The 25,384-nt window shown below is 70.7% G+C and carries 23 protein-coding genes; 14 read left to right on the top strand and 9 right to left on the bottom strand.

The features are described 5' to 3' along the window. Positions 1–22 precede the first annotated feature (22 nt). The gene (locus KKZ08_RS16030; RefSeq protein ID WP_223775099.1) at positions 23–1,366 is read left to right on the top strand and encodes an acyltransferase family protein; all 1,344 of its coding nucleotides are present in this window, start codon (positions 23–25) and stop codon (positions 1,364–1,366) included. Here the strand turns inward: KKZ08_RS16030 and KKZ08_RS16025 are convergent. Next, positions 1,344–1,946 (bottom strand): Uma2 family endonuclease, encoded by a 603-nt coding sequence (locus KKZ08_RS16025; RefSeq protein ID WP_223775098.1) that lies wholly within the window; start codon positions 1,944–1,946, stop codon positions 1,344–1,346. The two genes, KKZ08_RS16030 and KKZ08_RS16025, sit on opposite strands and share 23 nt — an antisense overlap. A gap of 169 nt (positions 1,947–2,115) precedes the next feature. Here KKZ08_RS16025 and KKZ08_RS16020 point away from each other — a divergent pair, with 169 nt between their 5' ends. The 8 genes from KKZ08_RS16020 to KKZ08_RS15985 all read left to right on the top strand — a co-directional run bounded on the left by KKZ08_RS16020 (position 2,116) and on the right by KKZ08_RS15985 (position 12,606). Then, positions 2,116–3,927 carry an ABC-F family ATP-binding cassette domain-containing protein gene (locus KKZ08_RS16020; protein ID WP_223775097.1) on the top strand — a complete coding sequence of 604 codons (1,812 nt, stop codon included), beginning with the start codon at positions 2,116–2,118 and terminating at the stop codon, positions 3,925–3,927. A gap of 156 nt (positions 3,928–4,083) precedes the next feature. After that, the gene (locus KKZ08_RS16015; RefSeq protein WP_223775096.1) at positions 4,084–5,910 is read left to right on the top strand and encodes a PQQ-binding-like beta-propeller repeat protein; all 1,827 of its coding nucleotides are present in this window, start codon (positions 4,084–4,086) and stop codon (positions 5,908–5,910) included. Between the two features lie 61 nt (positions 5,911–5,971). Continuing rightward, positions 5,972–7,870, top strand: coding sequence for a PQQ-binding-like beta-propeller repeat protein (locus KKZ08_RS16010; RefSeq protein ID WP_223775095.1), 1,899 nt, complete (start codon positions 5,972–5,974; stop codon positions 7,868–7,870). A 212-nt stretch (positions 7,871–8,082) separates the two neighbouring features. Beyond that, positions 8,083–8,823, top strand: a complete 741-nt coding sequence (locus KKZ08_RS16005; protein WP_223775094.1) for a response regulator transcription factor — start codon at positions 8,083–8,085, stop codon at positions 8,821–8,823. A 148-nt stretch (positions 8,824–8,971) separates the two neighbouring features. Further along, on the top strand, positions 8,972–10,033 hold the full coding sequence (gene galT / locus KKZ08_RS16000; RefSeq protein ID WP_223775093.1) for a galactose-1-phosphate uridylyltransferase: 1,062 nt from the start codon (positions 8,972–8,974) through the stop codon (positions 10,031–10,033). Then, entirely contained in the window at positions 10,030–10,989 is a 960-nt protein-coding gene (gene galE / locus KKZ08_RS15995; RefSeq protein ID WP_223775092.1) for a UDP-glucose 4-epimerase GalE, read from the top strand. Before galT ends, galE begins: the two co-directional genes overlap by 4 nt. A 6-nt stretch (positions 10,990–10,995) precedes the next feature. Then, positions 10,996–12,150 (top strand): galactokinase, encoded by a 1,155-nt coding sequence (gene galK / locus KKZ08_RS15990; protein WP_223775091.1) that lies wholly within the window; start codon positions 10,996–10,998, stop codon positions 12,148–12,150. A gap of 108 nt (positions 12,151–12,258) precedes the next feature. Further along, on the top strand, positions 12,259–12,606 hold the full coding sequence (locus tag KKZ08_RS15985; protein ID WP_223779073.1) for a DoxX family protein: 348 nt from the start codon (positions 12,259–12,261) through the stop codon (positions 12,604–12,606). 14 nt (positions 12,607–12,620) lie between these two features. Here KKZ08_RS15985 and KKZ08_RS15980 read toward each other — a convergent pair whose 3' ends face one another. Beyond that, on the bottom strand, positions 12,621–13,064 hold the full coding sequence (locus KKZ08_RS15980; RefSeq protein WP_223775090.1) for a GNAT family N-acetyltransferase: 444 nt from the start codon (positions 13,062–13,064) through the stop codon (positions 12,621–12,623). A 284-nt stretch (positions 13,065–13,348) separates the two neighbouring features. On the opposite strand from KKZ08_RS15980, the gene KKZ08_RS15975 reads away from it, so the two are divergent. Beyond that, on the top strand, positions 13,349–14,125 hold the full coding sequence (locus tag KKZ08_RS15975) for a response regulator transcription factor (RefSeq protein WP_223775089.1): 777 nt from the start codon (positions 13,349–13,351) through the stop codon (positions 14,123–14,125). On the opposite strand, the gene tamR is transcribed toward KKZ08_RS15975, so the two are convergent. Further along, positions 14,084–14,581: a MarR family transcriptional regulator TamR gene (gene tamR / locus KKZ08_RS15970; RefSeq protein ID WP_127909867.1), complete on the bottom strand. Its 498-nt coding sequence runs from the start codon at positions 14,579–14,581 to the stop codon at positions 14,084–14,086. The two genes, KKZ08_RS15975 and tamR, sit on opposite strands and share 42 nt — an antisense overlap. A 119-nt stretch (positions 14,582–14,700) precedes the next feature. Here tamR and KKZ08_RS15965 point away from each other — a divergent pair, with 119 nt between their 5' ends. The 3 genes from KKZ08_RS15965 (at position 14,701) to KKZ08_RS15955 (ending at position 16,565) form a co-directional block, all read left to right on the top strand. Then, positions 14,701–15,546: a trans-aconitate 2-methyltransferase gene (locus KKZ08_RS15965; RefSeq protein ID WP_223775088.1), complete on the top strand. Its 846-nt coding sequence runs from the start codon at positions 14,701–14,703 to the stop codon at positions 15,544–15,546. Next, the gene (locus KKZ08_RS15960) at positions 15,546–15,908 is read left to right on the top strand and encodes a VOC family protein (protein WP_223775087.1); all 363 of its coding nucleotides are present in this window, start codon (positions 15,546–15,548) and stop codon (positions 15,906–15,908) included. Before KKZ08_RS15965 ends, KKZ08_RS15960 begins: the two co-directional genes overlap by 1 nt. 72 nt (positions 15,909–15,980) lie before the next feature. After that, entirely contained in the window at positions 15,981–16,565 is a 585-nt protein-coding gene (locus KKZ08_RS15955) for a Uma2 family endonuclease (RefSeq protein WP_223775086.1), read from the top strand. 27 nt (positions 16,566–16,592) lie between these two features. Here the strand turns inward: KKZ08_RS15955 and KKZ08_RS15950 are convergent, their stop codons facing one another. Beyond that, positions 16,593–17,279 carry a TetR/AcrR family transcriptional regulator gene (locus KKZ08_RS15950; RefSeq protein WP_223775085.1) on the bottom strand — a complete coding sequence of 229 codons (687 nt, stop codon included), beginning with the start codon at positions 17,277–17,279 and terminating at the stop codon, positions 16,593–16,595. Next, positions 17,276–18,286, bottom strand: a complete 1,011-nt coding sequence (locus tag KKZ08_RS15945; RefSeq protein WP_223775084.1) for a fatty acid desaturase — start codon at positions 18,284–18,286, stop codon at positions 17,276–17,278. Before KKZ08_RS15945 ends, KKZ08_RS15950 begins: the two co-directional genes overlap by 4 nt. A gap of 258 nt (positions 18,287–18,544) precedes the next feature. Between KKZ08_RS15945 and ppc the strand changes: the two genes are divergently transcribed. Beyond that, entirely contained in the window at positions 18,545–21,289 is a 2,745-nt protein-coding gene (gene ppc / locus KKZ08_RS15940; protein ID WP_223775083.1) for a phosphoenolpyruvate carboxylase, read from the top strand. 59 nt (positions 21,290–21,348) lie between these two features. Here ppc and pth read toward each other — a convergent pair whose 3' ends face one another. From pth to glmU, 4 genes are all read right to left on the bottom strand, one after another. Then, a complete protein-coding gene (gene pth / locus KKZ08_RS15935; protein WP_223775082.1) occupies positions 21,349–21,945 on the bottom strand; it encodes an aminoacyl-tRNA hydrolase in 597 nt (198 codons plus the stop codon). Positions 21,946–22,023: 78 nt separating this feature from the next. After that, complete coding sequence (locus tag KKZ08_RS15930; RefSeq protein ID WP_223775081.1) at positions 22,024–22,617, bottom strand: 50S ribosomal protein L25/general stress protein Ctc; 594 nt, start codon at positions 22,615–22,617, stop codon at positions 22,024–22,026. Positions 22,618–22,782: 165 nt separating this feature from the next. Further along, a complete protein-coding gene (locus KKZ08_RS15925) occupies positions 22,783–23,757 on the bottom strand; it encodes a ribose-phosphate diphosphokinase (protein ID WP_223775080.1) in 975 nt (324 codons plus the stop codon). A gap of 116 nt (positions 23,758–23,873) precedes the next feature. Further along, positions 23,874–25,322 (bottom strand): bifunctional UDP-N-acetylglucosamine diphosphorylase/glucosamine-1-phosphate N-acetyltransferase GlmU, encoded by a 1,449-nt coding sequence (gene glmU, locus KKZ08_RS15920; protein WP_223775079.1) that lies wholly within the window; start codon positions 25,320–25,322, stop codon positions 23,874–23,876. Between the last annotated feature and the right edge of the window lie 62 nt (positions 25,323–25,384).

Raw genomic sequence — 25,384 nt, 5'->3', positions numbered from 1 at the left:
CACGACACGCGACCGTACGTCCATGGGATCAAGCGTTCGCGAACTGGCCGAGAAGACGCCCGCCGGGCGTGACCGGTACATCGACCTGCTGCGGGTCGCCTCGCTCGGCACGGTCGTCGCCGGGCACTGGCTGATGGCCGCCGTCACCGTCGGCGACGACGGCCGCGCCGAGGTCGGCAACCTCCTCGCCGTCGTACCGCAACTCCAGCTCCTCACCTGGGCGTTGCAGATCATGCCGGTGTTCTTCTTCGTCGGCGGCTTCTCGCACGCCCTGTCGTACCGCTCGCTGAGCCGCGCCTCGAACGGCGGCTCGGTCTACTCGGCCTTCCTGCGTGCCCGCCTCCAGCGGCTGCTGCGCCCCACCATGGTCTTCATAGGCGTGTGGGGCGCGGGCGCGCTGATCCTGCAACTGGGCGGCCAGGGCGGCGGACTGCTCGACGTCGCACTCCGCCTCGTCGCCCAGCCGCTGTGGTTCATCGGCATCTACCTGGCGATGGTCGCCTTCACACCGCCGCTGCTGCGGCTGCACGAGCGGTGGGGCTGGGGGGCGTTCGGCGCGCTCGTGGCCGCCGCGGGCGCCGTCGACGTGGCCCGCTTCGCGTTCGGCGTGCCGTACCTGGAGTTCCTGAACTTCGCCTTCGTGTGGCTCGCGGTGCACCAGCTCGGATTCCTGCGCGCGGACGGAAAGCTGCGGCTGCCGTACGCCCTCGCGGGCACCGGCCTGGCCTGCGCCGCGCTCCTGGTCGCCCTCGGCCCTTATCCGCTCTCCATGGTCGGCATGCCCGGCGAGCGCGTCTCCAACATGGCCCCGCCCACCTTCGCCCTCCTCTGCCACGGCCTGTGGCTGGTCGGCGCGGTGGAGGCGCTGCGCGGCCCTGCGACGCGGTGGCTGGCACGGCCCCGGGTCTGGCGGGGCGTGGTGGCGGCCAACGGCATCTCCATGACGGCGTTCCTCTGGCACCTGACGGCGATGCTCGGGCTGTACGGGATGCTGCTCGCCCTCGGCGTCCCGCTCCCGGAGCCCGCGAGCGCCGCGTGGTGGGCGCAGGTCCCGCTGCGGATGGCGGCGGCCGCGGCCCTGACGGCGGCGCTGGTGGCGGCCTTCCGCCGCTTCGAACGCCCGGCGGCGGCGGAGCCGATCGCTCCCGGAACGGCCTCGGGCCCGGCGGCGGCGCTCGGCGTCACGCTCTGCCTCTTCGGGGTGCTCGGCCTGTCGATGGTCGGCTTCGGGGGCCTGCTGGAGGGGCGTACGGCGATGCTGGTGGCCGTCCACGTGACGGCACCGGCGGCGGTGGCGATGGCGCTGGTGGGGTGGCTGCTGGTGGAGCGGGCCGGGGGCCGGGTCAGAGTTCGTCGATGGCGTTGAGGTCGATGTCGATGCCGAAGGGCACGGAGATCTTGAGGCGGTCGTGATAGATGCCGGCCAGGGCGTACGTACCGGACACTGTGCCGAGTTCGTAGACCTGGACGACAGGGTGATCGTCCTGGCCCGCCATCTCCACCAGCCAGAAGTGGCGGATTCCGGCGGCGGCGTACTTGCGCGGCTTGGTGTCCCGATCGCGCGCCTCCGAGTCGGGGGAGACGACTTCCACGGCGAGAAGGACGTCGGCGGCGGCGAAGGAGGTCTGGTCGCGGCTCTTGACGGCTTCCTTGCGGACGACGGAGATGTCCGGCTCGGGGCCGTTGCGGCGGTCGAGGACGACGGTCATCTTCCGACTCACCCGCATCTCCGCCGGCACGCTGCTGCGGAGCCCGTTCACCAGCAGATCGATGGCGAGGCTGTGGAACAGGCGTTGCGGACTCACGAAGATCAAGCTCCCGTCGATCATCTCGGTGTGCGGCGGGAGGTCGGGCAGCGTGTGCAGGTCGTCCACGGTCCAGCCCTCCGGCGGCGGCACCGGCCATCGGGGCCCGGACACCGGCTCGGAGATCGGCTCGGCGGTCATGGTTCCTCCCATGGGCGGGATTCTTCGGCCTGCATCCCCACCGTAGCCCCCGTGTTCCGGACCCGTCATCACAAGGAGTGAGCGACCCGGTACCCACGGGCACCCGGCGGCCCGCCCCCCGGAGGCGACTACGCTGGAGAGTCGATCGATCCCCCCTGTCAGGAGAGAAATGGCCGTCAATCTGGTCAATGTCGAGGCAGTCAGCAAGGTGTACGGCACCCGTGCCCTGCTCGACGGCGTCTCACTCGGCGTGTCCGAGGGGGACCGGATCGGCGTCGTGGGGCGCAACGGCGACGGGAAGACCACCCTGATCCGGATGCTCGCCAAGCTGGAGGAGGCCGACACCGGCCGCGTCACGCACAACGGCGGGCTGCGCCTCGGCGTGCTGACCCAGCACGACTCGCTCGACCCCGCCGCCACCGTCCGGCACGAGGTCATCGGCGATCTCGCCGACCACGAGTGGGCGGGCAGCGCCAAGATCAGGGACGTGCTGACGGGGCTGTTCGGCGGGCTCGACATGGCCGGGTTCCCGCAGGGCCTGGACACCGTCATCGGCCCGCTCTCCGGCGGCGAGCGCCGCCGCATCGCGCTCGCCAAGCTGCTCATCGCCGAGCAGGACCTCATCGTCCTCGACGAGCCGACCAACCACCTCGACGTCGAAGGCATCTCGTGGCTGGCCGAGCACCTGCGCACGCGCCGCTCGGCGCTCGTCTGCGTCACCCACGACCGGTGGTTCCTGGACCAGGTGTGCACCCGCATGTGGGACGTGCAGCGCGGCTCCGTCTTCGAGTACGAGGGCGGCTACTCCGACTACGTCTTCGCCCGCGCCGAGCGTGAGCGCATCGCCGCCACCGAGGAGACCAAGCGGCAGAACCTCATGCGCAAGGAGCTGGCCTGGCTGCGCCGCGGCGCCCCGGCCCGCACCAGCAAGCCGAAGTTCCGCATCGAGGCCGCCAACGAACTGATCGCGGACGTGCCGCCGCCGCGCGACACCAGCGAGCTGATGAAGTTCGCGACGACGCGGCTCGGCAAGACCGTCTTCGACCTGGAGGACGTCTCCGTCCAGGCCGGACCGAAGCTGCTGCTCAAGCATCTGACCTGGCAGCTCGGCCCCGGCGACCGCATCGGCCTGGTCGGGGTGAACGGCGCGGGCAAGACCTCGCTGCTGCGCGCGATGGCCGACGCCGCCCGCAGCGAGGGCGAGGTGCAGCCCGCGGCCGGGAAGATCGTCGTGGGCAGGACGGTGAAGCTGGCCTACCTCTCGCAGGAGGTCGCCGAACTGAAGCCGACGCTGCGGGTGTTGGAGGCCGTGCAGCAGGTGCGCGAGCGCGTCGACCTCGGCAAGGGCCGGGAGATGACCGCGGGGCAGCTGTGCGAGACGTTCGGCTTCAGCAAGGAGAAGCAGTGGACGCCGGTCGGTGATCTCTCCGGTGGTGAGCGGCGCAGGCTCCAGCTGCTGCGGCTGCTGATGGACGAGCCGAACGTCCTCTTCCTCGACGAGCCGACCAACGACCTCGACATCGAGACGCTGACGCAGCTGGAAGACGTACTCGACGGATGGCCGGGCTCCATGGTCGTGATCTCCCACGACCGGTTCTTCGTCGAGCGCACCACGGACAAGGTGTTCGCGCTCCTCGGTGACGCCACGATGCGGATGCTGCCACGCGGCATCGACGAGTACCTGGAGCGGCGCCGCCGGATGGCCGACACCGCCGCAGCCTCCGCGCCCACGCCCGCCCCCGCGCAGAGCGCCACGAAGACGGTCTCCGCCGCCGACGCCCGCGCGGCGAAGAAGGAACTCCAGAAGATCGAGCGGCAACTGGACAAGGTCTCCGAGAAGGAGACCAAGTTGCACGCTCAGATCGCCGACAATGCCACGGACTTCGAAAAGGTGGCCAAACTGGACGCCGAGCTGCGCGAACTGATCGGTGAGCGCGAGGCGTTGGAGATGCGCTGGATGGAGCTCGCGGAAGACGCGTAAAGCTCCCGTGCAGCTCGCGTAACGGACGCATCACGGGCCGGTCCTCCCTTGGGAACAGGGGCAGGACCGGCCCCGTCCGGTAGGGGCTCCGGGTGATAGAAAGGCTGATCTGAGCACCATTTGGCGTGCCGAAAATCAGTGAAGGGGGAAGCGCTGATGACTCAGCCGCCCAACCAGCCGCCGCCCGGCGGCTTCGGAGCTCCGCAGGATCCGCCACCCGGCGGCACCCCGCAGCCCGGCTACGGCTACCCGCAGACTCCGCAAGCTCCGCAGACCCCGCCGCCCGCGGCGGACAACCCGTACGCACAGCCGGCGCAGCCCGGACCGTACGCGGGCCAGCCGCAGCAGCCGGGACCGTACGGCCAGCCGGCGCAGCCCGGTCCGTACGCGGGCCAGCCGCAGCAGCCGGGCCCTTACGGCCAGCCGCAGCAGCCGGGTCCCTACGGCCAGCCGACGCAGCCCGGCCCCTACGCGAGTCAGCCGCAGTACGGCTACCCGCCGCAGCAGCCGCCCACCCAGCCGCAGTTCCCGGCGGGCCCCGGCGCCCCCGGCGGCGGCAACGGCAAGCGCAACAAGCTCCTCGTGATAGCCGCCGCGGCCGTGGCCGCACTCCTCGTCGCGGGCGGCGTCACCTGGGCCGTCGTCGGCGGTGACGACGACGGCGGGAAGAAGCCCGAGGCGAAGAAGAAGGACCCGAAGCCCTCCGCCACCGCGCCCGCCAACCCGGGCACCGGCGACGGCGACGGCAACGAAGGCAAGGAAGACCTCAACGAAGGCCGCCGGCCCGGCGAGGCGAAGGTCCTCTGGTACAAGGAGGCGCCCAAGGTGCCCGGTTCCGGTGGCGACGCCCCGGGCATGTGGGTCGAGGGCGACACCGTGGTCAAGGCCGCGTACAAGGAACTCTTCGCCTACAACGTGCGGACCGGCAAAACCGCGTGGGACCCGATCAAGTTCCCGCAGAAGATCTGCGCGGCGACCCAGACGGCCACCGACGACGGCAAGATCGTCGTCGCCTTCAAGGACGGCACCAAGAGCAACGCCAAGTGCAACCAGCTCCAGGTCATCGACCTGAAGACCGGCGGCAAGGGCTGGGGCAAGCCGGTCAAGGAGGAGGGCATGTTCGACTTCTCCATGCAGAGCCACCTCGTCCTCGTCGGCGACACGCTGATGGTGGGCCGCGACCAGTCCGGCACGGCGCTGCGCATGAGCGACGGCAAGAAGCTCTTCGTCGCGGACAAGAAGGAAGAGGGCACCTGCTTCCCCCGCGGCTTCGCCGGCGGCGAGAAGCTGCTGATGGCGCTCTCCTGCGGCGCGGCAGGTCCCAAGGAGCACGACGAGCTCCAGCAGCTCGACCCGAAGACCGGCCGGGCCCTGTGGACCAAGAAGTTCCCCAAGGGCTGGACCATCGGCAACGTCTACTCGGTGAGCCCCACGGTCGTCTACCTCAAGAACGCCGACAAGGAGCAGTGGAACATCACCGTGCTGAAGGAGGACAGCGACGCGACCCGCTCCGAGGTCGACAGCGACGAGAGCTTCGCACCGGACTGCGGCAGTTCGATCCTCGACCGCGAGCTGGGCGGCTGCCTGGGCGCGACCGCCGACGACAAGTACCTCTACCTGCCGACCCTGGAGAAGGGCGGCGCCAACTCGATCGTCGCCATCAGCCTGGCCACCGGCAAGGAGGCCTGGCGCACCAAGTCGCCGCTGGACGAAACGATGCTGCCGATGAAGGCCGAGAGCGGCTCGCTCATCGCGTACGTCGAACCGTCGTACGACTCCGGCGGCCGCGTGGTCTCCATCGTGACGTCCGGTTCGCACAAGCCCAGGACCCTTCTCCAGCACCCGAAGGGCACCTCGCAGATCGAGAGCGGCTTCTACTCGAAGGACATCGACTACGTGGACGGGCGCTTCTACATCTCCACCACCAGCATCACGGGCAGCACCTCCGGCCAGGCGAAGCTGATGCTCGCCTACGGCAAGTGACCCCGCCCGCAGCCCCGTTCACCCTCATGTCCCTCAGCGTCCCCAAGGAATCGACGACCCCATGAGCCAGCCGCCCCAGCCGCCCCAGCAGCCGCCGAACGAACCCCCGCAGGGCGGTTTCGGCGCGCCCCAGGACCCCCCGCCCGGCGGTTTCGGTGCCCCGCAGGACCCTCCGCCCGGAGGCTTCGGCAAGGCCCCGGACCCGTCCTACGGCTACCCGCAGACCCCGCCGCCCGCCACGCCCCCGGCCCCCGCGGGACCGCCGCCGCAGGCCCCGCCGACGCCCCCGGCCGGCCAGCCGAACTACGGCTACCCTCAGGCTCCTCAGGCTCCTCAGGCTCCTCAGGCACCTCAGGCCCCGCAGGGCTACGGCTACCCGACGCAGCCCGCCCAGCCGCAGTACCAGCAGCCGCCGCAGTACCAGCAGCCCTCGTACCAGCAGGGCTACCAGCAGCCGCCCACCATGCCGATGCAGCCGCAGCCCGGTGGCTCCGGCTCCGGTGGCGGCAAGAAGTTCAGCGGCCAGATGGCGATCATCGTCGCGGCGGTCGTCGCGATCGCGCTGATCGTCGGCGGCGGCGTCTGGTACGCCTCCTCGTCGAAGGACGACGACTCCAAGAACACCGCCCAGGAGTCCGACGGCAAGGGCGGCGGGAAGGGCAAGGGCGGCAAGGGCGGCAGCACGCTGCCCGACGCGGGCCCGGCCAAGGAGAAGGCCCCGGCCGACCCCTCGGCCAAGGTGGTCATGCAGCTGCCGCAGCCGGCGATCCCCAAGGACCAGATCTGGCAGGTCCCCGGTTCGCTGCTGACCGACGACACCTACGTCAAGTCGGGCGTCGGCGAAGTGAACGGCTACGACCTCGACACCGGCAAGGAGAAGTGGTCGGTGCCGCTCTCCGGCCAGGTCTGCGCGATGTCGCGGGAGATGACCGAGGACGGCGTCGCCGCGGTGGTCACCGAAGAGGCCGAGCGGAACAAGAAGGGCGACTACGAGCAGTGCTCCAACGTCTCCGCGATCGACCTGAAGTCCGGCAAGAAGCTCTGGACCGAGAGCGTCGAGACGAACGGCGTGAAGGCGACGTTCAAGGAAGTCACCATCTCCGGCACCACGATCGCCGCCGGTGCGGGCACCAGTAGCGGCGGCGCCGCCTGGGACGTGACCGGCAAGTCCCTGTGGACGCCGAAGGTCGGCAAGTGCGAGGACGTCGGCTACGCCGGCGGCGACCAGCTGGTCGCGGTCCGCAAGTGCGGTACGTACGGCGACGAGAAGCTGAAGATCCAGCTCCTCGACCCGAAGACCGGCGACGACAAGTGGACGTACCCGCTGGCCGACGGCATCGACAACGCCAAGATCATCTCGACGAACCCGGTCGTCTTCGGCCAGGACACCACCGAGATCACCGCGAGCGGCGCCACGGACGTCTTCGCCCTCGGCGGCAACGGCAAGCTGCGGGCCAAGATCTCGCTGGAGGACGGCAAGTACGACCACGACTGCGGCGTCAACATGGTCAACGACTGCACGTCGATCACGGTCGGCAACGACCGGCTGTACGTCCCGACGCGCCAGCACGACGGCAGCGGCGAGAGCTACAACCGGACCAACGAGATCGTGTCGTTCTCGCTGGCCACCGGCAAGCCGACCAGTGACCGCGCCATGGCGGGCGACAACGGCGAGATCTTCCCGCTCCGCATGGACGGCGGCAACGTCATCGCGTACAAGGCGCACGGCTACCAGAAGGGCGCCCAGATCGTCTCGCTCGACGGCAAGACGATGAAGGAGACCAAGCTCCTGGAGACGCCCTCCTCGGAGTCGGTCACCAGCGCGATCAGCGGCATGGTCCCGAAGTCGAACGAACTGGTCTACGCCGACGGGCGTCTGTTCCTCGGCAAGCAGCTGCTGAGCAAGCCCTACTCGAAGGGCGAGAAGGAGTACGTCGCGCTCGGATTCGTCGCGAAGTAGTCCCGCGTTCCCGCACGGCGGCCGTCCCCTCGGAGCACGAGGGGGCGGCTGCCGTCGTCATCGCGCCGCCCAGTAACCCCAATCACCCCCGAATGGCAGGGATTTCGGCATTCCGGGCCGCATCTGGTGGGTAGGGGGCGCGCAACGTCGAACAAGCGTGTAGCTTCCGGGAGATGAAGGGCCGGGGGGCCTGGGGGAGGTGGGGGGTTGCTATGGGTGTGCGGCTCATGGTGGTCGACGATCACCGACTGCTCGCCGAGGCGCTCGCCTCGGCGCTGAAACTGCGCGGGCACCGGGTGCTCGCCGCGGCGGCGCCCGCAGCGGGGGCGGCGGAGCTGGTGATCAGCAGGGCCCCGGAGGTCTGCCTCCTGGGCACGGCCACGCCCGCCGAGCCGGGCATGTTCGACCCGGTGGCGCGGATCAAGCGGGAGCGCCCGCAGGTGGCGGTCGTGGTGCTCGGCCCGGTGCCCAGTCCGCGCGGGATCGCCGCGGCGTTCGCGGCGGGCGCCTCCGGATACGTACGCCATGACGAGCGCATAGAAGGAGTGGAGCGCGCCATCATGAAGGCGCGCGCCGGGGAGGCCGCCGTCGCGCCGCAGTTGCTGCAAGGAGCCTTCAGCGAGCTGCTGAATCCGGCCGCGCAGCCCGACGACGAGGGGCAGCGCCTGTTGCAGATGCTCACGCCCCGCGAGGTCGAGGTGCTCGTGCGGGTGGCGGACGGCGAGGACACCCGGCTGATCGCGGCCGGGATGGGGATAGCGCCGAGCACGGCGCGTACGCATGTGCAGCGGGTCCTGATGAAGCTGGGCGTCGGTTCACGCCTGGAGGCCGCCGCGCTCGCCGCGCGCACGGGCCTGCTGGACCGCGCCGAGCGGCCGGCACCGACGTACGCGGAGCCGACCGCCGACATCGAGGACGTGGCCGGGCGGACGGGACCCGAGTCACCGCGCTGAGCGGCACGGGGCGCCGCGTTCTGCGCCACGATCTTGACGAGACGGGGCGGCCACACCGGTCCCGCACACTGCGACGATTGACGAAGCTGTTTGCTTGTGGTTTGTTGTGTGCGGTTCTGTTTGGTGTGGGTGGTGAGGAGTCCCGGACGTGAAGAAGACCTCGACCCGGCTCGCCGACGGTCGTGAGCTCATCTACTACGACGTGCGCGACGACACGGTCCGCGACGCCGTCGACCGGCGCCCGCTCGGGCCCGTCTCCACGACGTCCGAGGTCCGTGAGGACCGCCTCCTCGGCGACGCGGTGGCCATCGCCTCGCACCGCCAGGGCCGCACCTACCACCCGCCGGCCGACGAGTGCCCCCTGTGCCCCTCCGCCGGGGGCCGGCTCACCGAGATCCCCGACTCCTCGTACGACGTCGTCGTCTTCGAGAACCGCTTCCCCTCGCTCGCGGGCGACGCGGGCCGCTGCGAGGTGGTCTGCTTCACCTCCGACCACGCCTCGTCCTTCGCGGACCTCACCCCCGAGCAGGCAGGCCTCGTCCTGGAGGCCTGGACCGACCGGACCGCCGAGCTCTCCCATCTGCCGTCCGTGGAGCAGGTGTTCTGCTTCGAGAACCGCGGCGCCGAGATCGGCGTGACCCTCGGCCACCCGCACGGGCAGATCTACGCCTATCCGTTCGTCACGCCCCGCACCGACCTGATGCTGCGCTCGCTCGCCGCGTTCAAGGAGGCCTCGGGCGGCCAGAACCTCTTCGACGACATCGTCGCCACGGAGAGCGCGGGCGAGCGGGTCGTCCTGGAGGGCGAGCACTGGGTGGCCTTCGTGCCCTACGCCGCCCATTGGCCCTACGAGGTGCACCTCTACCCCAAGCGCCGGGTACCCGACCTGCTCGGGCTCGACGAGGGGGCGCGCACGGAGTTCCCGCGGATCTATCTGGAACTCCTGAGGCGCTTCGACCGGATCTTCGGGCAGACCGAGAACCCGACCCCGTACATCGCCGCCTGGCACCAGGCGCCCTTCACGGCCCTGGAAGGACATGACGGGATCAACCGTGACGATTTCGCCCTCCACCTCGAACTTTTCACGATCCGCCGCACTTCGGGCAAGCTGAAGTTCCTCGCGGGTTCCGAATCCGGCATGAGCGTGTTCATCAACGACGTGCCGCCGGAAGCCGCGGCCGAGCGACTGCGAGAGGTAGCGAGTTCATGAGCGGTAAGTACCTGGTCACCGGTGGCGCGGGCTATGTCGGAAGCGTGGTGGCCCAGCACCTGATCGAGGCCGGCCACGAGGTGAGCGTCCTCGACAACCTCTCGACCGGCTTCCGCGAGGGCGTCCCCGCCGGCGCCGCCTTCATCGAGGGCGACATCCGCGACGCCGCCAAATGGCTGGACTCCTCCTTCGACGCCGTCCTGCACTTCGCCGCCTTCTCGCAGGTCGGCGAGTCCGTCGCCAAGCCCGAGAAGTACTGGGACAACAACGTCGGCGGCACCATGGCGCTGCTCGCCGCCATGCGCGACGCGGACGTGCGCAGGCTCGTCTTCTCCTCCACCGCCGCCACCTACGGCGAGCCCGTGAACACCCCCATCACGGAGACCGACCCGACCGCCCCCACCTCCCCCTACGGCGCCTCTAAGCTCGCCGTCGACCACATGATCACCGGCGAGGCCACCGCGCACGGCCTGGCCGCCGTCTCGCTGCGCTACTTCAACGTCGCGGGCGCCTACGGCGAGTTCGGCGAGCGCCACGACCCCGAGTCGCACCTCATCCCGCTGGTCCTCCAGGTCGCCCAGGGCACGCGCGAGGCGATCAGCGTCTACGGCGACGACTACCCCACCGACGACGGCACCTGCGTACGCGACTACATCCACGTCGCCGACCTCGCCGAGGCCCACCTCCTCGCCGTCCGGGCCGCCACCCCCGGCGAGCACCTCATCTGCAACCTCGGCAACGGCAACGGCTTCTCCGTGCGCCAGGTCATCGAGACCGTCCGCCAGGTCACCGGGCACCCCGTCCCCGAGGTGACGGCCCCGCGCCGCGACGGCGACCCGGCGGTGCTCGTCGCCTCCGCCGCCACCGCGCGCGAGAAGCTCGGCTGGCACCCGTCCCGCCCGGACCTCGCGGGCATCGTCGCCGACGCCTGGGCGTTCGCCCAGCGAAAGGGGTAGTTGTCGATGGCCACGGCAGCCGAAGTCGCCGCGCGGTTCGAGGAGTTGTACGGGTACGCGCCGGACGGGGTCTGGTCGGCCCCCGGCCGTGTCAACCTCATCGGCGAGTACACGGACTTCAACGAAGGCTTCGTGCTGCCGCTGGCCCTGCCGCACACCGCGGTCGCCGCAGTCTCCCGGCGCACCGACGGCGTCCTGCGCCTGCACTCCGCCGATCTCGACGCCCCGCTCGCCGAACTGCGCGTCGACGAGCTGACCCCGCTGTCCGACGGTGGCTGGGCCGCCTACCCCGCCGGGGTCGTCTGGGCGCTGCGGGACGCCGGACACCCCGTCACCGGCGCCGACCTGCACCTGGCGTCCACGGTCCCGACGGGAGCCGGACTGTCCTCGTCGGCCGCCCTGGAGGTCGTCACCGCGCTCGCCCTCGACGAGCTGTTCGGCCTCGGGCTGACCCGTCCCGAACTGGCCGTGCTCGCCCAGCGCGCCGAGAACGCCTTCGTCGGCGTCCCCTGCGGCGTCATGGACCAGACGGCGTCGGCCTGCTGCGCCGAGGGCCACGCCCTGCACCTGGACTGCCGCGACCTGTCCATACGCCAGGTCCCCTTCGACCTCGCGGCCGAGGGCCTGCGGCTCCTCGTCGTCGACACCCGGGTCAAGCACGCGCTCGGCGACGGCGCCTACGCCGAGCGCCGCGCCGGCTGCGAGGAAGGCGCCCGTACCCTCGGCGTCAGCCACCTGCGCGACATCGCGTACGAGGAACTGCCCGCCGCCCTTGACAAGTTGCCGGACGACAAGGTCCGCCGCTACGTCCGCCACATCGTCTCCGACGACCACCGCGTCGAGCGGGTCATCGGCCTCCTGGACGCCGGTGACGTCCGCGCGATCGGCCCCGTCCTCACCGAGGGCCACGCCTCGCTCCGCGACGACCTGCGCATCTCCTGCCCGGAGCTGGACCTGGTGGTGAGCACCGCGAACGCGGCGGGCGCGCTGGGTGCCCGGATGACCGGCGGCGGCTTCGGCGGCTCGGCGATCGTCCTGGTCGAGACGGACGACGCCGACCGGGTCACCGCGTCCGTCCTGGCGGCCTTCACCGCCGCGGGCTGCACGGCGCCCCGGGTCTTCCCGGCGGTGGCGTCGGCGGGGGCCCGCAGGGAAATCTGATTCCCGCCGAGCGGTCACACTTCCGCGGAGCGGCTCGTCATGGCAGTGAACAACCCCTTGGCCGGGGCGCGGACGCGCCCCGGCGCCTGCCAGCTGAGGAGCATCCTGATGTCCACCGCGCACGTCGTCGTCACCATCCTGGCCGCCGCGATGACCGGCTTCTCGGCCGCCTCGGTCTTCCTCCGCTCGAAGTGGGTCGTCCAGCCCATGGCCGACTACGGCATCCCCATGACGTGGCTGCCCTGGCTCGGCGCCGCCAAGGCCGCGGGCGCCGTCGGCCTGCTCGTCGGCCTGGCCGTGCCGTTCGTCGGGGTCGCGGCCGGCATCGCCCTCGTCCTGTACTTCACCGGAGCCGTGATCACCGTGGTGCGGGCCCGCTGGTACGCGCACATCCCCTTCCCCCTGGTGTACGCGGCGCCAGTCGTCGGCGCCCTGGCCCTCGGCGTCGCGTCGTGAGCCCGGCCAGGCCCTCAGACCAGCCGCTTGGTGAGCGTGAACTCCTTGACGCCCTCGGGGTAGTCGGGGATCACACACACCAGCTCGTACCCCTGGCCGCGGTAGAAACCCGGCGCCTGGAAGTCCCACGTCTCCACCCGCGAGGCCACGCAGCCCCGCTCCTCGCGGGCGACCCGCTCCGCCTCGGCGAGCAGCCGGGTGCCGAGGCCCGCGCCGCGGCAGCGGTCGTCGACCCAGAGGAGGTCCACATGCAGCCAGCGGCCCCAGGTGTGCCCGGCGAGACCGGCCACGAGATCACCCGCCGCGTCCAACGCCCAGAGCGCCAGCGGGAGTTCCTGGTCGTCGGCCGTGCCCCGCAGCGCGCGGAGCCGAGGGGAGGCCGCCGCGTTCGTCGCGGCGAGCCGCGAACGAAGCAGGGACAGCCGCTCTTTGTCGACTCCTGTCTCCATGCGAAACATACGGCTCACCATAAACGCGCCGGACAATCAGTTCTGCAAATCACCTTCCGCTCCCGGCGTGCGGCCCTACTCTGAAGAACAGTGCCGGTGGGGGCCGGCGCCGATCAGGGGGCGAGACAGTCGGGTACGACGCCCGGCATGGGGGTGGGCGCGGGCACGCGCGGCGGCGGCCGTGCGACCGCGGCGACCCCTGTCCCGGACGCCGTACCCGCGCGGATCGTTCCCCGACGTGTCCGACGGGGGTATCCCCTGCTCCTTGCGGGAGCGCGGGGAAGGGGGTTTCTGTGGTTCGTATCCGAGTCCTGGTCGTCGACGACCATCGCATCTTCGCCGAGTCGCTGGCCGCGGCGCTGGCGGCCGAGCCCGACGTGGAGGTGTCCGCGGCGGGCAGCGGGCCGGCCGCGCTGCGCTGCCTGGAGCGAGCGGTCGCCGAGGGCCGCAGATATGACGTGCTGCTGGTCGACGCCGACCTCGGCGCCACCGCGAGCGCCCTGCACGGCAGCCGGCCTGCGGTCCCCGTCCAGGACGGCAACGCCGAGGGGCTCGTCGACGGCATCTCCCTGGTCGCGGGCGTCCGCACGGGCCAGCCCGCCGTGCGCACCGTGGTGCTCGCCGAGAAGGACGACCCGCGCCGCGCGGCCCTCGCGCTCCAGGCCGGCGCCTGCGGCTGGGTCGCCAAGGACTGCTCGCTCTCGCGTCTGCTCACCGTCATCCGGGGCGTGCTCCGCGAGGAGACGCATCTGCCGCCCGCCCTGCTCACCGGCGTCCTGCGTGAGCTGACCGCCGCCCGCAAGCACCGCACCGAGTCCGAGCGCCTCGTGGAGTCTCTGACCCCGCGCGAGCGCGAGGTGCTGCGCTGCATGGTGGCGGGCCTGGGCAGGAAGGCCGTCGCCGAGCGCCTCTTCCTCTCCCCGCACACGGTGCGTACGCACATGCAGAACGTGCTCGGGAAGCTGGGCGTCCACTCCACGCTCGCGGCGGTCGCACTCGCCCGCCGGGCCGGTGTCGGCCCGGTCGACCTAACCGGGGATGTTGTCGAACGGGGCGGTCAACTGGCGTAGCAGGCCGGCCAGTTCGCCCCGCTGGGCGCGGGAGAGCTCGCCGAGGATCGCCCGCTCCTGCTCCAGGAGTCCGGCCAGGGCCTGGTCGGCGCGGTCCCGGCCCTCGGCGGTGAGGCGCACGAGCACGCCGCGCCGGTCGCTGGGATCGGGCAGGCGCTCGACGAGGCCCTTCTTCGCGAGGCGGTCGATGCGGTTCGTCATCGTCCCGGACGTCACGAGGGTCTGCGTCAGGAGCTGGCCGGGGGAGAGCTGATAGGGCGCGCCCGCGCGCCGCAGCGAGGTGAGGACGTCGAACTCCCACGGCTCCAGCTGATGCTCGGAGAAGGCGAGTCTGCGGGCCCGGTCCAGATGGCGCGCGAGCCTGCTCACGCGGCTGAGCACCTCGAGTGGCTCCACGTCGAGGTCCGGGCGCTCTCTGCGCCACGCCGCGACCAGCCGATCGACCTCGTCCTCCATGACGATCAGTGTAGGGGGTCTGTCGACGTGAAGTCTCTTGACGTCAAGATACTTGCGGGTGAGGATGACGGGGCGAGGGGTGTGAACACCTGCCGCCGCCGTCCATGAGGAGGCTCTCCATGTCCGCCGCCGCGACCGCCGCCACCTGGGATCCGCCGCAGTACCTGCGCCACTTCGACCACCGCGCCAGGCCCTTCACCGACCTGCTGGCCCGCGTCCCCGATCCGCCCCGCCCCGAGGGCCGCCCGCCACGCGTCGCCGACCTCGGGTGCGGGCCCGGCAACGTCATACGGCTGCTCGCCCGGCGCTGGCCCGACGCGCACGTCACCGGCTTCGACAACTCCCCGGACATGCTGGCCGAAGCCGAGCGGTACGCGGGACCCACGCCGGGCGGCGGCCGCCTGGACTTCGCCCCCGCCGACGCCACCGACTGGGCGCCGGACCCGGGAACGTACGACCTGATCGTCTCCAATGCCGCCCTGCAGTGGCTACCGGGCCACGCGGACTCCTTCCCCGCCTGGCTCCGCGCGCTCACGCCCGGCGGTACGTTCGCCTTCCAGGTGCCCGGCAACTTCGACGCCCCCAGCCATGTGCTGATGCGGGACCTGTGCGCGTCCGCGCGGTGGCGGGGGCGGCTCGGCGGGCGCCTGCGGCACGCGGACGCGGTGCTGACGCCCGGGGCGTATCTGGAGCGGCTGGCGGGGCTCGGCTGCGAGGTCGACGCGTGGGAGACGACGTACCTGCACGTACTGGAGGGCGAGGACCCGGTCCTGGACTGGGTCAAGGGGACGGGCCTGCGCCCGGTCCTGACGGCGCTCGCGGACGACGAGGAGGCGACGGAGGCCTTCCTGGGCGAGTACCGCGCCCTCCTGCGCGAGGCCTACCCGGCGACCCCCGGTGCCGGGGGCACGGTCTTCCCCTTCCGGCGGATCTTCGTGGTGGCGCGGACCGGGGGCGGACGCTGATGCTGGTGGCCGTCGACCACGTCCAGCTCGCCGCACCTCCGGGCAGCGAACCGGTCCTTCGTACGTACTACGTCGGCGTACTCGGCATGACGGAGACGCCCAAGCCGCCTGCCCTCGCGGCGCGCGGGGGTTGCTGGTTCGCGGCGGGCGGCGTACAGCTGCACCTGGGCGTCGAGGAGGACTTCAGGCCTGCCAGGAAGGCGCACCCGGGGCTGCGGGTGCGGGGCATCCAGGCGTACGCGGACCGGCTGGCCGCGCTCGGCGCGGAGGTGACGTGGGACGAGAACCTGCCGGGACACCGGCGGTTCTACTCGTGGGACCCGGTCGGGAACCGGCTCGAATTCCTCGAACCTCTGGCCTGACGTCGCTCTTTCGGGGCATCGCGTGGGGCTTTCGTGAGACCCGCGTCCACACTGAGGGAGGAGGTGCTGCCGATGAACCGGGCATTCGACTTGGACGAGGTTCTGTGGCGGGCGTGGAAGGCCATGGATCTCCCCGAGGGCTACCGCGCCGAGATCATCGAGGGAGCCATCGAGGTGTCGCCTACCGGTCGCCGTCGTCATCCGGTGCTGATCAACCGCCTCCGCCGGGCCCTGGAGGGCCACTTGCGGGGCAGTGGTCACGCGCCTTACCAGGACGGCAACGTCATCCACCGCCGCAAGGCATGGATTCCCGACCTCTTCGTAGCCCCCGAAGACCTCGACGAAGTCCCCGACGAAGAAGACCTCGGCGTCGACGCCTCCGGAGTCCCCATGGTCATCGAGGTCGTGTCACCCGGCCGCCGCAACATCGAGCGGGACCGGGTCCGCAAGCGCCGCGAGTACGCCCCCGCGGGCGTCCCCGTCTATGTGATCGTCGACGACTTCGACGAGGACGGCGCCGTCCACGTCCTGTCGCTGCCCGACCCGGAGAAGGCGACTTACGGAGAGACGCACCGCGTGCCCTACGGCACCGAAGCGGTCATTGCGAGCGGCCCCGCCAAGGGGTTCGCCATCGGCGAGGAGATCACGCGCAGCTGAACACGACCTCCCCGCCCGCCGGAGCCGTCAGCTCTTTCTGTGGCCTATCAGCCGCGGCTTCGGCTCCAGGCCGTCCAGGCCGTGCCACGCCAGGTTCACGAGGTGCGCCGCGACCTCCGCCTTCTTCGGCTTGCGGACGTCCAGCCACCACTGGCCCGTCAGCGCGACCATGCCGACCAGCGCCTGCGCGTACAGCGGCGCCAGCTTCTGGTCGAAGCCGCGGCCCTTGAACTCCTGGCCCAGGATGTCCTCCACCTGCGTGGCGATGTCGGAGATGAGGGAGGCGAAGGTGCCCGTGGACTGCGCCACGGGCGAGTCGCGGACCAGGATGCGGAAGCCGTCCGTGTACGTCTCGATGTAGTCGAGCAGGGCGAAGGCGGCCTGTTCGAGGAGCTCCCGCGGGTGCCCGGCGGTGAGCGCGCTCGTCACCATGTCCAGGAGCTGACGCATCTCCCGGTCCACCACCACGGCGTACAGACCCTCCTTGCCGCCGAAGTGCTCGTACACCACCGGCTTGGAGACCCCGGCCTTCGCCGCGATCTCCTCCACCGACGTGCCCTCGAAGCCCTTCGAGGCGAAGAGCGTGCGGCCGATGTCCAGCAACTGCTCCCGGCGCTCGGCACCCGTCATCCGGGTCCGGCGGGTGCGCCGGGGCTGCTTCTCTTTGCCGGCAGGGCTGGAATTGCTGGAGTCGGTCGCCACGTCGTCCATCATGCCGCGTCAGCGCCCTGGGGCTGTCGGCGGGAGTCGATGCGCGACTTGGACGGCCACCGCACGTCGTACGCCCAGCCGAGCCGCTCGCACCAGCGGATGATCCGCGCCGAGGAGTCGAGCTGGCCCTTCATCACGCCGTGCCGCGCGGACGTCGGGTCGGCGTGGTGCAGGTTGTGCCAGGACTCGCCGCACGACAGCACCGCGAGCCACCACACGTTGCCGGAGCGGTCACGGGACTTGAAGGGGCGCTTGCCGACCGCGTGACAGATGGAGTTGATCGACCACGTGACGTGGTGCAGCAGCGCCACACGCACCAGCGAGCCCCAGAAGAACGCCGTGAACGCGCCCCACCACGACATCGTCACCAGACCGCCCACCAGCGGCGGAATTGCCAGCGAGACGATCGTCCAGAACAGGAACTGCCGCGAGATCCGGCGGATCACCGGGTCCTTGACCAGGTCCGGCGCGTACTTCTCCTGCGAGGTCCGCTCCTCGTCGAACATCCAGCCGATGTGCGCCCACCACAGGCCCTTCATCAGGGCCGGGACCGTCTCACCGAAGCGCCACGGCGAGTGCGGGTCACCCTCCGCGTCCGAGAACTTGTGATGCTTGCGGTGGTCGGCCACCCAGCGCACCACCGGGCCCTCCACGGCCATCGAACCGGCGACCGCCAGCGCGATCCGCAGCGGCCGCTTGGCCTTGAAGGAGCCATGGGTGAAGTAGCGGTGGAAGCCGATCGTGATGCCGTGGCACCCCAGGTAGTACATGAAGACGAGCAGGCCGAGATCCAGCCAGCTCACCCCCCACCCCCACGCCAGCGGTACCGCCGCCAGCACGGCGAGGAAGGGGACGACGATGAACAGGAGCAGCGTCAGCTGTTCGACGGACCGCTTCTGCTCACCACCCAGCGTCGCGGGGGGAAGCGGTTCGGTGGAGGACGCGTCCCGCGGGGCGGGAGCGTCGTCGGTCACATCGGTCTCGGTGGGCGCATCGGAAGCTGTCGTCATGGGCACGTCCCCTGGGGGTCGAGGATCAAGGTAGGAGAGAAGGTGCACAGGTACGGGTACCGTTTCCTACGGTTCCGTAACCTACGGCGACGTAAGTATGGCAGCGCGGCGCGTCTCGGCAAGTGGCCGAAACTTCCGTGCCGCGGAGTGACACATATCCTTGGAACCGGTCGGACAGCGCGGTCCGCTCTGAATCTCCCCGGATCCTTACCGGGACCCCTCCCAGACGTGCTTCAAACACTGCAAGGAGCCGCACCTGTGAGCAGTGCCGACGACCAGGGCCGCCAGGCCACCCGTACAGCCAGCACCGAGCTGCGCGCCGACATCCGCCGCCTCGGCGACCTGCTGGGCGAGACCCTCGTACGCCAGGAGGGTCCCGAACTACTCGAACTGGTCGAGAAGGTCCGCCGCCTGACGCGCGAGGACGGCGAGGCCGCCGCCAAGCTGCTCGGCGGCACGGAACTGGAGACCGCGGCCAAGCTGGTCCGCGCCTTCTCCACGTACTTCCATCTGGCGAATGTCACGGAGCAGGTCCACCGCGGCCGCGAGCTGCGTGCCCGGCGCGCCGCCGAGGGCGGTCTCCTCGCCCGCACCGCGGACCGCCTCAAGGACGCCGACCCCGACCACCTGCGCCAGACCGTGCAGCACCTCAACGTGCGGCCCGTCTTCACCGCGCACCCCACCGAGGCCGCCCGCCGCTCGGTCCTCAACAAGCTCCGCCGCGTCGCCGAGCTCCTGGAGACCCCGGTCATCGACTCCGACCGGCGCCGCCACGACACCCGCCTGGCCGAGAACATCGACCTCGTCTGGCAGACCGACGAGCTGCGCGTGGTCCGCCCCGAGCCCGCCGACGAGGCCCGCAACGCCATCTACTACCTCGACGAGCTGCACGCCGGTGCCGTCGGGGACGTACTCGAAGACCTCACCGCCGAGCTGGAGCGCGTCGGCGTCCAGCTGCCCGAAGGCACCCGCCCCCTCAGCTTCGGCACCTGGATCGGCGGCGACCGCGACGGCAACCCCAACGTGACGCCCGCCGTCACCTGGGACGTCCTGATCCTCCAGCACGAGCACGGCATCAACGACGCGCTCGACATGATCGACGAGCTGCGCGGCTTCCTCTCCAACTCCATCCGCTACACCGGCGCCACCGACGAGCTGAAGGCCTCCCTCCAGGGCGACCTGGAGCGGCTGCCCGAGATCAGCCCCCGCTACAAGCGGCTCAACGCCGAGGAGCCGTACCGCCTCAAGGCCACCTGCATCCGGCAGAAGCTGGAGAACACCAAGCAGCGCCTCGCCAGGGGCACCGCCCACGAGCCCGGCCGCGACTACCTCGGCACGAGCGAGCTGCTGGACGACCTGACGCTCATCCAGACGTCGCTGCGCGAGCACAAGGGCGCCCTGTTCGCCGACGGCCGGATGAACCGCACCATCCGCACGCTCGCCGCCTTCGGCCTCCAGCTGGCCACCATGGACGTACGCGAGCACGCCGACGCCCACCACCACGCGCTCGGTCAGCTGTTCGACCGCCTCGGTGAGGAGTCCTGGCGCTACACGGACATGCCCCGCGAGTACCGCCAGAAGCTGCTCGCCAAGGAGCTCCGCTCCCGGCGCCCGCTCGCGCCGTCCCCGGCACCGCTCGACGCCGCCGGCGAGAAGACCCTCGGCGTCTTCCTCACCGTCAAGAAGGCCCTCGAAGTCTTCGGCCCCGAGGTCGTCGAGTCGTACATCATCTCGATGTGCCAGGGCGCCGACGACGTCTTCGCCGCCGCCGTCCTCGCCCGCGAGGCCGGTCTGATCGACCTGCACGGCGGCTGGGCGAAGATCGGCATCGTGCCGCTCCTGGAGACCACCGACGAGCTGCGCGCCGCCGACGTCATCCTCGACGAGATGCTCGCCGACCCGTCGTACCGCAGGCTGGTCGCGCTCCGCGGTGACGTGCAGGAGGTCATGCTCGGGTACTCCGACTCCTCCAAGTTCGGCGGCATCACCACGAGCCAGTGGGAGATCCACCGGGCGCAGCGGCGGCTGCGTGACGTCGCGCACCGGTACGGCGTACGGCTGCGCCTCTTCCACGGCCGCGGCGGCACCGTCGGCCGCGGCGGCGGCCCCTCGCACGACGCGATCCTCGCCCAGCCCTGGGGCACCCTGGAGGGCGAGATCAAGGTGACCGAGCAGGGCGAGGTCATCTCCGACAAGTACCTCGTGCCGTCCCTGGCCCGCGAGAACCTCGAACTGACCGTCGCGGCGACGCTCCAGGCCTCCGCCCTGCACACCGCGCCGCGCCAGTCCGACGAGGCCCTCGCCCGCTGGGACGCCGCCATGGACGTCGTCTCGGACGCCGCGCACTCCGCGTACCGGCGCCTGGTCGAGGACCCGGACCTGCCGACGTACTTCCTCGCGTCGACGCCGGTCGACCAGCTCGCCGACCTGCACCTCGGCTCCCGGCCGTCCCGCCGCCCCGGCTCGGGCGTCTCGCTCGACGGCCTGCGGGCCATCCCGTGGGTCTTCGGCTGGACCCAGTCCCGGCAGATCGTGCCCGGCTGGTTCGGTGTCGGCTCCGGCCTCAAGGCGCTGCGCGAGGCCGGTCTTGACACCGTGCTCGACGAGATGCACGAGCACTGGCACTTCTTCCGCAACTTCATCTCCAACGTCGAGATGACGCTCGCGAAGACGGACCTGAGGATCGCCAGGCACTACGTGGACACCCTCGTGCCGGACGAGCTCAAGCACGTCTTCGCCATGATCGAGGAAGAGCACGAGCTGACCGTCCGCGAGGTCCTGCGCGTCACGGGTGAAGACGAACTCCTCGGGTCGCACCCGGCGTTGCGGCAGACCTTCGCGATCCGCGATGCCTACCTGGACCCGATCTCGTATCTCCAGGTCGCGCTGCTCAAGCGGCAGCGGGACGCGGTGGCCGCCGGCCAGGAGTCCGATCCGTTGCTCGCGCGGGCGCTGCTTCTCACCGTGAACGGTGTGGCAGCGGGGTTGCGGAACACCGGCTGACGTTCTGCGGGCGCGTGGGGGCTGGTCGCGCAGTTCCCCGCGCCCCTTCGGGACGCTCCTCAGGAGTTGTACGTGCTCTGGGCGCGGTCGAGGCCCTCGATGATCAGGGCCTCGACCGCGTCGGCCGCCCTGTCCACGAGATAGTCCAGCTCCTTGCGCTCCGTCGACGAGAAGTCCTTCAGGACGAAGTCCGCGACCTGCATCCGCCCCGGCGGCCGCCCGATCCCGAACCGCACCCGGTGGTAGTCCGGACCCATCGCCTTCGTCATCGACTTCAGACCGTTGTGGCCGTTGTCGCCACCGCCCAGCTTCAGCCGCAGCGTGCCGTAGTCGATGTCCAGCTCGTCATGGACGGCGACGATGTGCTCCGTCGGCACCTTGTAGAAGTCACGCAGCGCCGTCACCGGACCACCCGAGACGTTCATGTACGACATGGGCTTCACCAGGATCACCCGGCGGCTCGCCGGACCCGGCGCCCCGATCCTGCCCTCCACCACCTGGGCCTGCGCCTTCGCGGCCCGCTTGAACTTGCCGCCCATGCGCTGCGCCAGCAGGTCGGCCACCATGAAACCCACGTTGTGGCGGTTCATGGCGTACTCGGGGCCGGGGTTGCCGAGGCCCGCGATCAGCCAGGGGGCGTTGGCGTCGGTCGTCACGTGCGTGTCTCCTTCATACGCGGCAGCCGCCGCCCCCGAAGGAGCGGCGGCTGCCGTGCCGGATGTGCGTCGCGAGGATCAGGCCTCGGCGGACGCGTCGCCCTCGGCACCCTCGGCCGGGGCCTCCTCGGCCTGCGCGGCCAGGACCTGGATGACGACCGCGTCCTCGTCGATCGCCAGCTTGGAGCCGGCGGGCAGCGGGATGTCCTTGGCGAGGATGGACGCACCGGCGTCCAGTCCCGCGATGGAGACGGTGACCTCGGTCGGGATGTGCGTCGCCTCGGCCTCGACCGGCAGCGTGTTCAGCACGTGCTCGAGCAGGTTGCTGCCCGGGGCCAGCTCGCCCTCGGTGTGGACCGGGATCTCGACCGTGACCTTCTCGCCGCTGCGCACGAGCAGCAGGTCGACGTGCTTCAGGATGCCCTGACGGAGGGCGTCACGCTGCACGGCCTTCGGGATGGCCAGCTGGGTCTTGCCGTCGACGTCCAGGGAGATCAGGACGTTCGGGGTACGCAGGGCGAGCAGCAGCTCGTGGCCCGGCAGGGTCAGGTGGACCGGGTCGGCACCGTGGCCGTAGAGGACGCCGGGAACCTTGTTCTCGCGGCGGACGCGGCGCGAAGCGCCCTTGCCGAACTCCGTACGGACCTCGGCGGAGATCTTGACCTCGGACATGTGCACTCCTCGTACAACAGGTGTCGGATGGGGTTACCCGGCCATACGACTGGCCTGCTACGAAGAGCGCGTCGATAACGGACCGCCCCACCAAAAAGGTGAGGCCTCCCTCGCCGAGCAACTTCAGCAGTCTACTCGGCCGGGAGGCCACACCCAAAAGGATCTTTACTGCTCCTCGAAGAGGCTCGTCACCGAACCGTCCTCGAAGACCTCGCGCACCGCGTTCGCGATCGTCGGCGCGATCGACAGCACCGTGATCTTGTCGAGCTCCAGCTCGCCCGGCGTCGGCAGCGTGTCCGTGAACACGAACTCGCTGACCTTCGAGTTCTTCAGGCGGTCGGCGGCCGGACCGGACAGCACACCGTGCGTCGCCGTCACGATGACGTCCTCCGCGCCGTGCGCGAACAGCGCGTCGGCGGCGGCGCAGATCGTGCCACCCGTGTCGATCATGTCGTCGACCAGGACGCACACGCGGCCCTGCACCTCACCGACGACCTCGTGGACGGTGACCTGGTTCGCGACGTCCTTGTCGCGGCGCTTGTGGACGATCGCCAGCGGCGCGCCCAGACGGTCGCACCAGCGGTCGGCGACGCGCACGCGGCCCGCGTCGGGGGAGACGACGGTCAGCTTCGTGCGGTCGACCTTCGCGCCCACGTAGTCCGCGAGGATCGGCAGCGCGAAGAGGTGGTCCACCGGGCCGTCGAAGAAGCCCTGGATCTGGTCCGTGTGCAGGTCGACCGTGAGGATGCGGTCCGCGCCCGCGGTCTTCATCAGGTCGGCGACCATGCGCGCCGAGATCGGTTCACGCCCGCGGTGCTTCTTGTCCTGGCGGGCGTAACCGTAGAACGGCACGATGACGGTGATGGAGCGGGCCGACGCGCGCTTCAGCGCGTCGATCATGATCAGCTGCTCCATGATCCACTTGTTGATCGGAGCGGTGTGGCTCTGGATCAAGAAGCAGTCGGCGCCACGCGCCGACTCCTGGTAGCGGACGTAGATCTCGCCGTTGGCGAAATCGAAGGCCTTCGTCGGCACGATGCCGACACCCAGCTTGTGTGCGACCTCCTCGGCCAACTCGGGGTGGGCGCGGCCGGAGAAGAGCATCAACTTCTTCTCGCCGGTCGTCTTGATCCCGGTCACAGCACTGTCTCCTCAGAGAGTTCTTCCCGCTGCCGTACTCACGCGTCCCGATGCGACGAGTCGGCCGAATGTGTGCACCTATCACGGTACGCCGTGTCAGGCGCACCTGTTTCCGGTCAGCTTGCGCCGTCCGCCTTCCGGGATGCCGCCTCGGCCGCCTTCGCGGCCGCGCTCCCCGGACGCTTGCGGGCCACCCAGCCCTCGATATTCCGCTGCTGGCCCCGGGCGACGGCCAGCGAACCCGCCGGCACGTCCTTCGTGATCACGGACCCGGCGGCGGTGTAGGCACCGTCCCCGACCGTGACAGGAGCCACAAACATGTTGTCCGAGCCGGTCCGGCAGTGGGACCCCACCGTGGTGTGGTGCTTCGCCTCGCCGTCGTAGTTCACGAAGACGCTCGCGGCGCCGATGTTGGAGTGCTCACCGATCGTCGCGTCACCCACGTACGACAGGTGCGGCACCTTCGAGCCGTCACCGATCGTCGCGTTCTTCATCTCCACATACGTACCCGCCTTGGCCCGCACTCCAAGCCGGGTGCCCGGCCGCAGATACGCGAACGGGCCGACGTTCGCCCGCTCCCCGATCTCCGCGCCGTTCGCGACGCTGTTGTCGACCCGGGCCCCCGGGCCCACCTTCGTGTCCGTCAGCCGCGTGTTCGGCCCCACCTCGGCGCCCTTGCCCAGATGCGTGGCGCCGTGCAGTTGCGTACCCGGGTGCACGACGGCGTCCCGCTCGAAGGTGACGGTCGCGTCGACCCACGTCGAGGCCGGGTCGACGACGGTGACGCCGTCGAGCATCGCCGCCGTGAGCAGCCGGTCGTTCAACGTCCGGCGGGCCTCGGCGAGTTGGACGCGGTTGTTGATGCCCGCGATCTCCTGGTGGTCCTCCGCGACCGACGCGCCGACCCGGTGCCCGGCCTCGCGCAGGATCCCCAGCACGTCCGTGAGGTACTCCTCGCCCTGGCTGTTGTCCGTGCGGACCTTGCCGAGGGCTTCCGCGAGCAGCCGGCCGTCGAAGGCGAAGACTCCGGAATTGATCTCGCGGATGGCGCGCTGCGACTCGGTGGCGTCCTTGTGCTCGACGATCGCGGTGACCGCGCCGTTCACGCCGTCGCGCACGATGCGGCCGTAGCCGGTCGCGTCCGGCACCTCGGCGGTCAGCACGGTCACGGCGTTGCCCTCGCCGGTGTGGGTGGCGGCGAGCTTCTGGAGCGTGGCGCCGGTCAGCAGCGGGGTGTCGCCGCAGACGACGATGACGGTGCCCTCTACGGAGCCGCCGAGCTCTTCGAGGCCGATGCGGACGGCGTGTCCCGTGCCGTTCTGCTCGGCCTGGTAGGCGGTGCGGACCTGCGGCGCGATGGCGCCGAGGTGCTCGCGGACCTGGTCGCTCTGGAAGCCGACGACGGTGACGAGCTGCTCGGGCGAGAGCGCGGAGGCGGCGTGCAGCACGTGCCCGATGAGGGAACGGCCGCTGATCTCGTGCAGGACCTTGGGCAGGTCCGACTTCATGCGGGTGCCCTCACCCGCTGCGAGGACGACGACGGCTGCCGGGCAGGTTGCGCTCACGGGGGTGCCCTTCGGCTTCGGATGGCTTGGGGTGCCTGGGTGGGGTGGACATCCGCAGGATA

The sequence above is a fragment of the Streptomyces sp. 135 genome (assembly GCF_020026305.1).
Taxonomy (GTDB): Bacteria; Actinomycetota; Actinomycetes; order Streptomycetales; family Streptomycetaceae; genus Streptomyces.
This window is presented reverse-complemented; position numbering and strand designations above follow the sequence as displayed.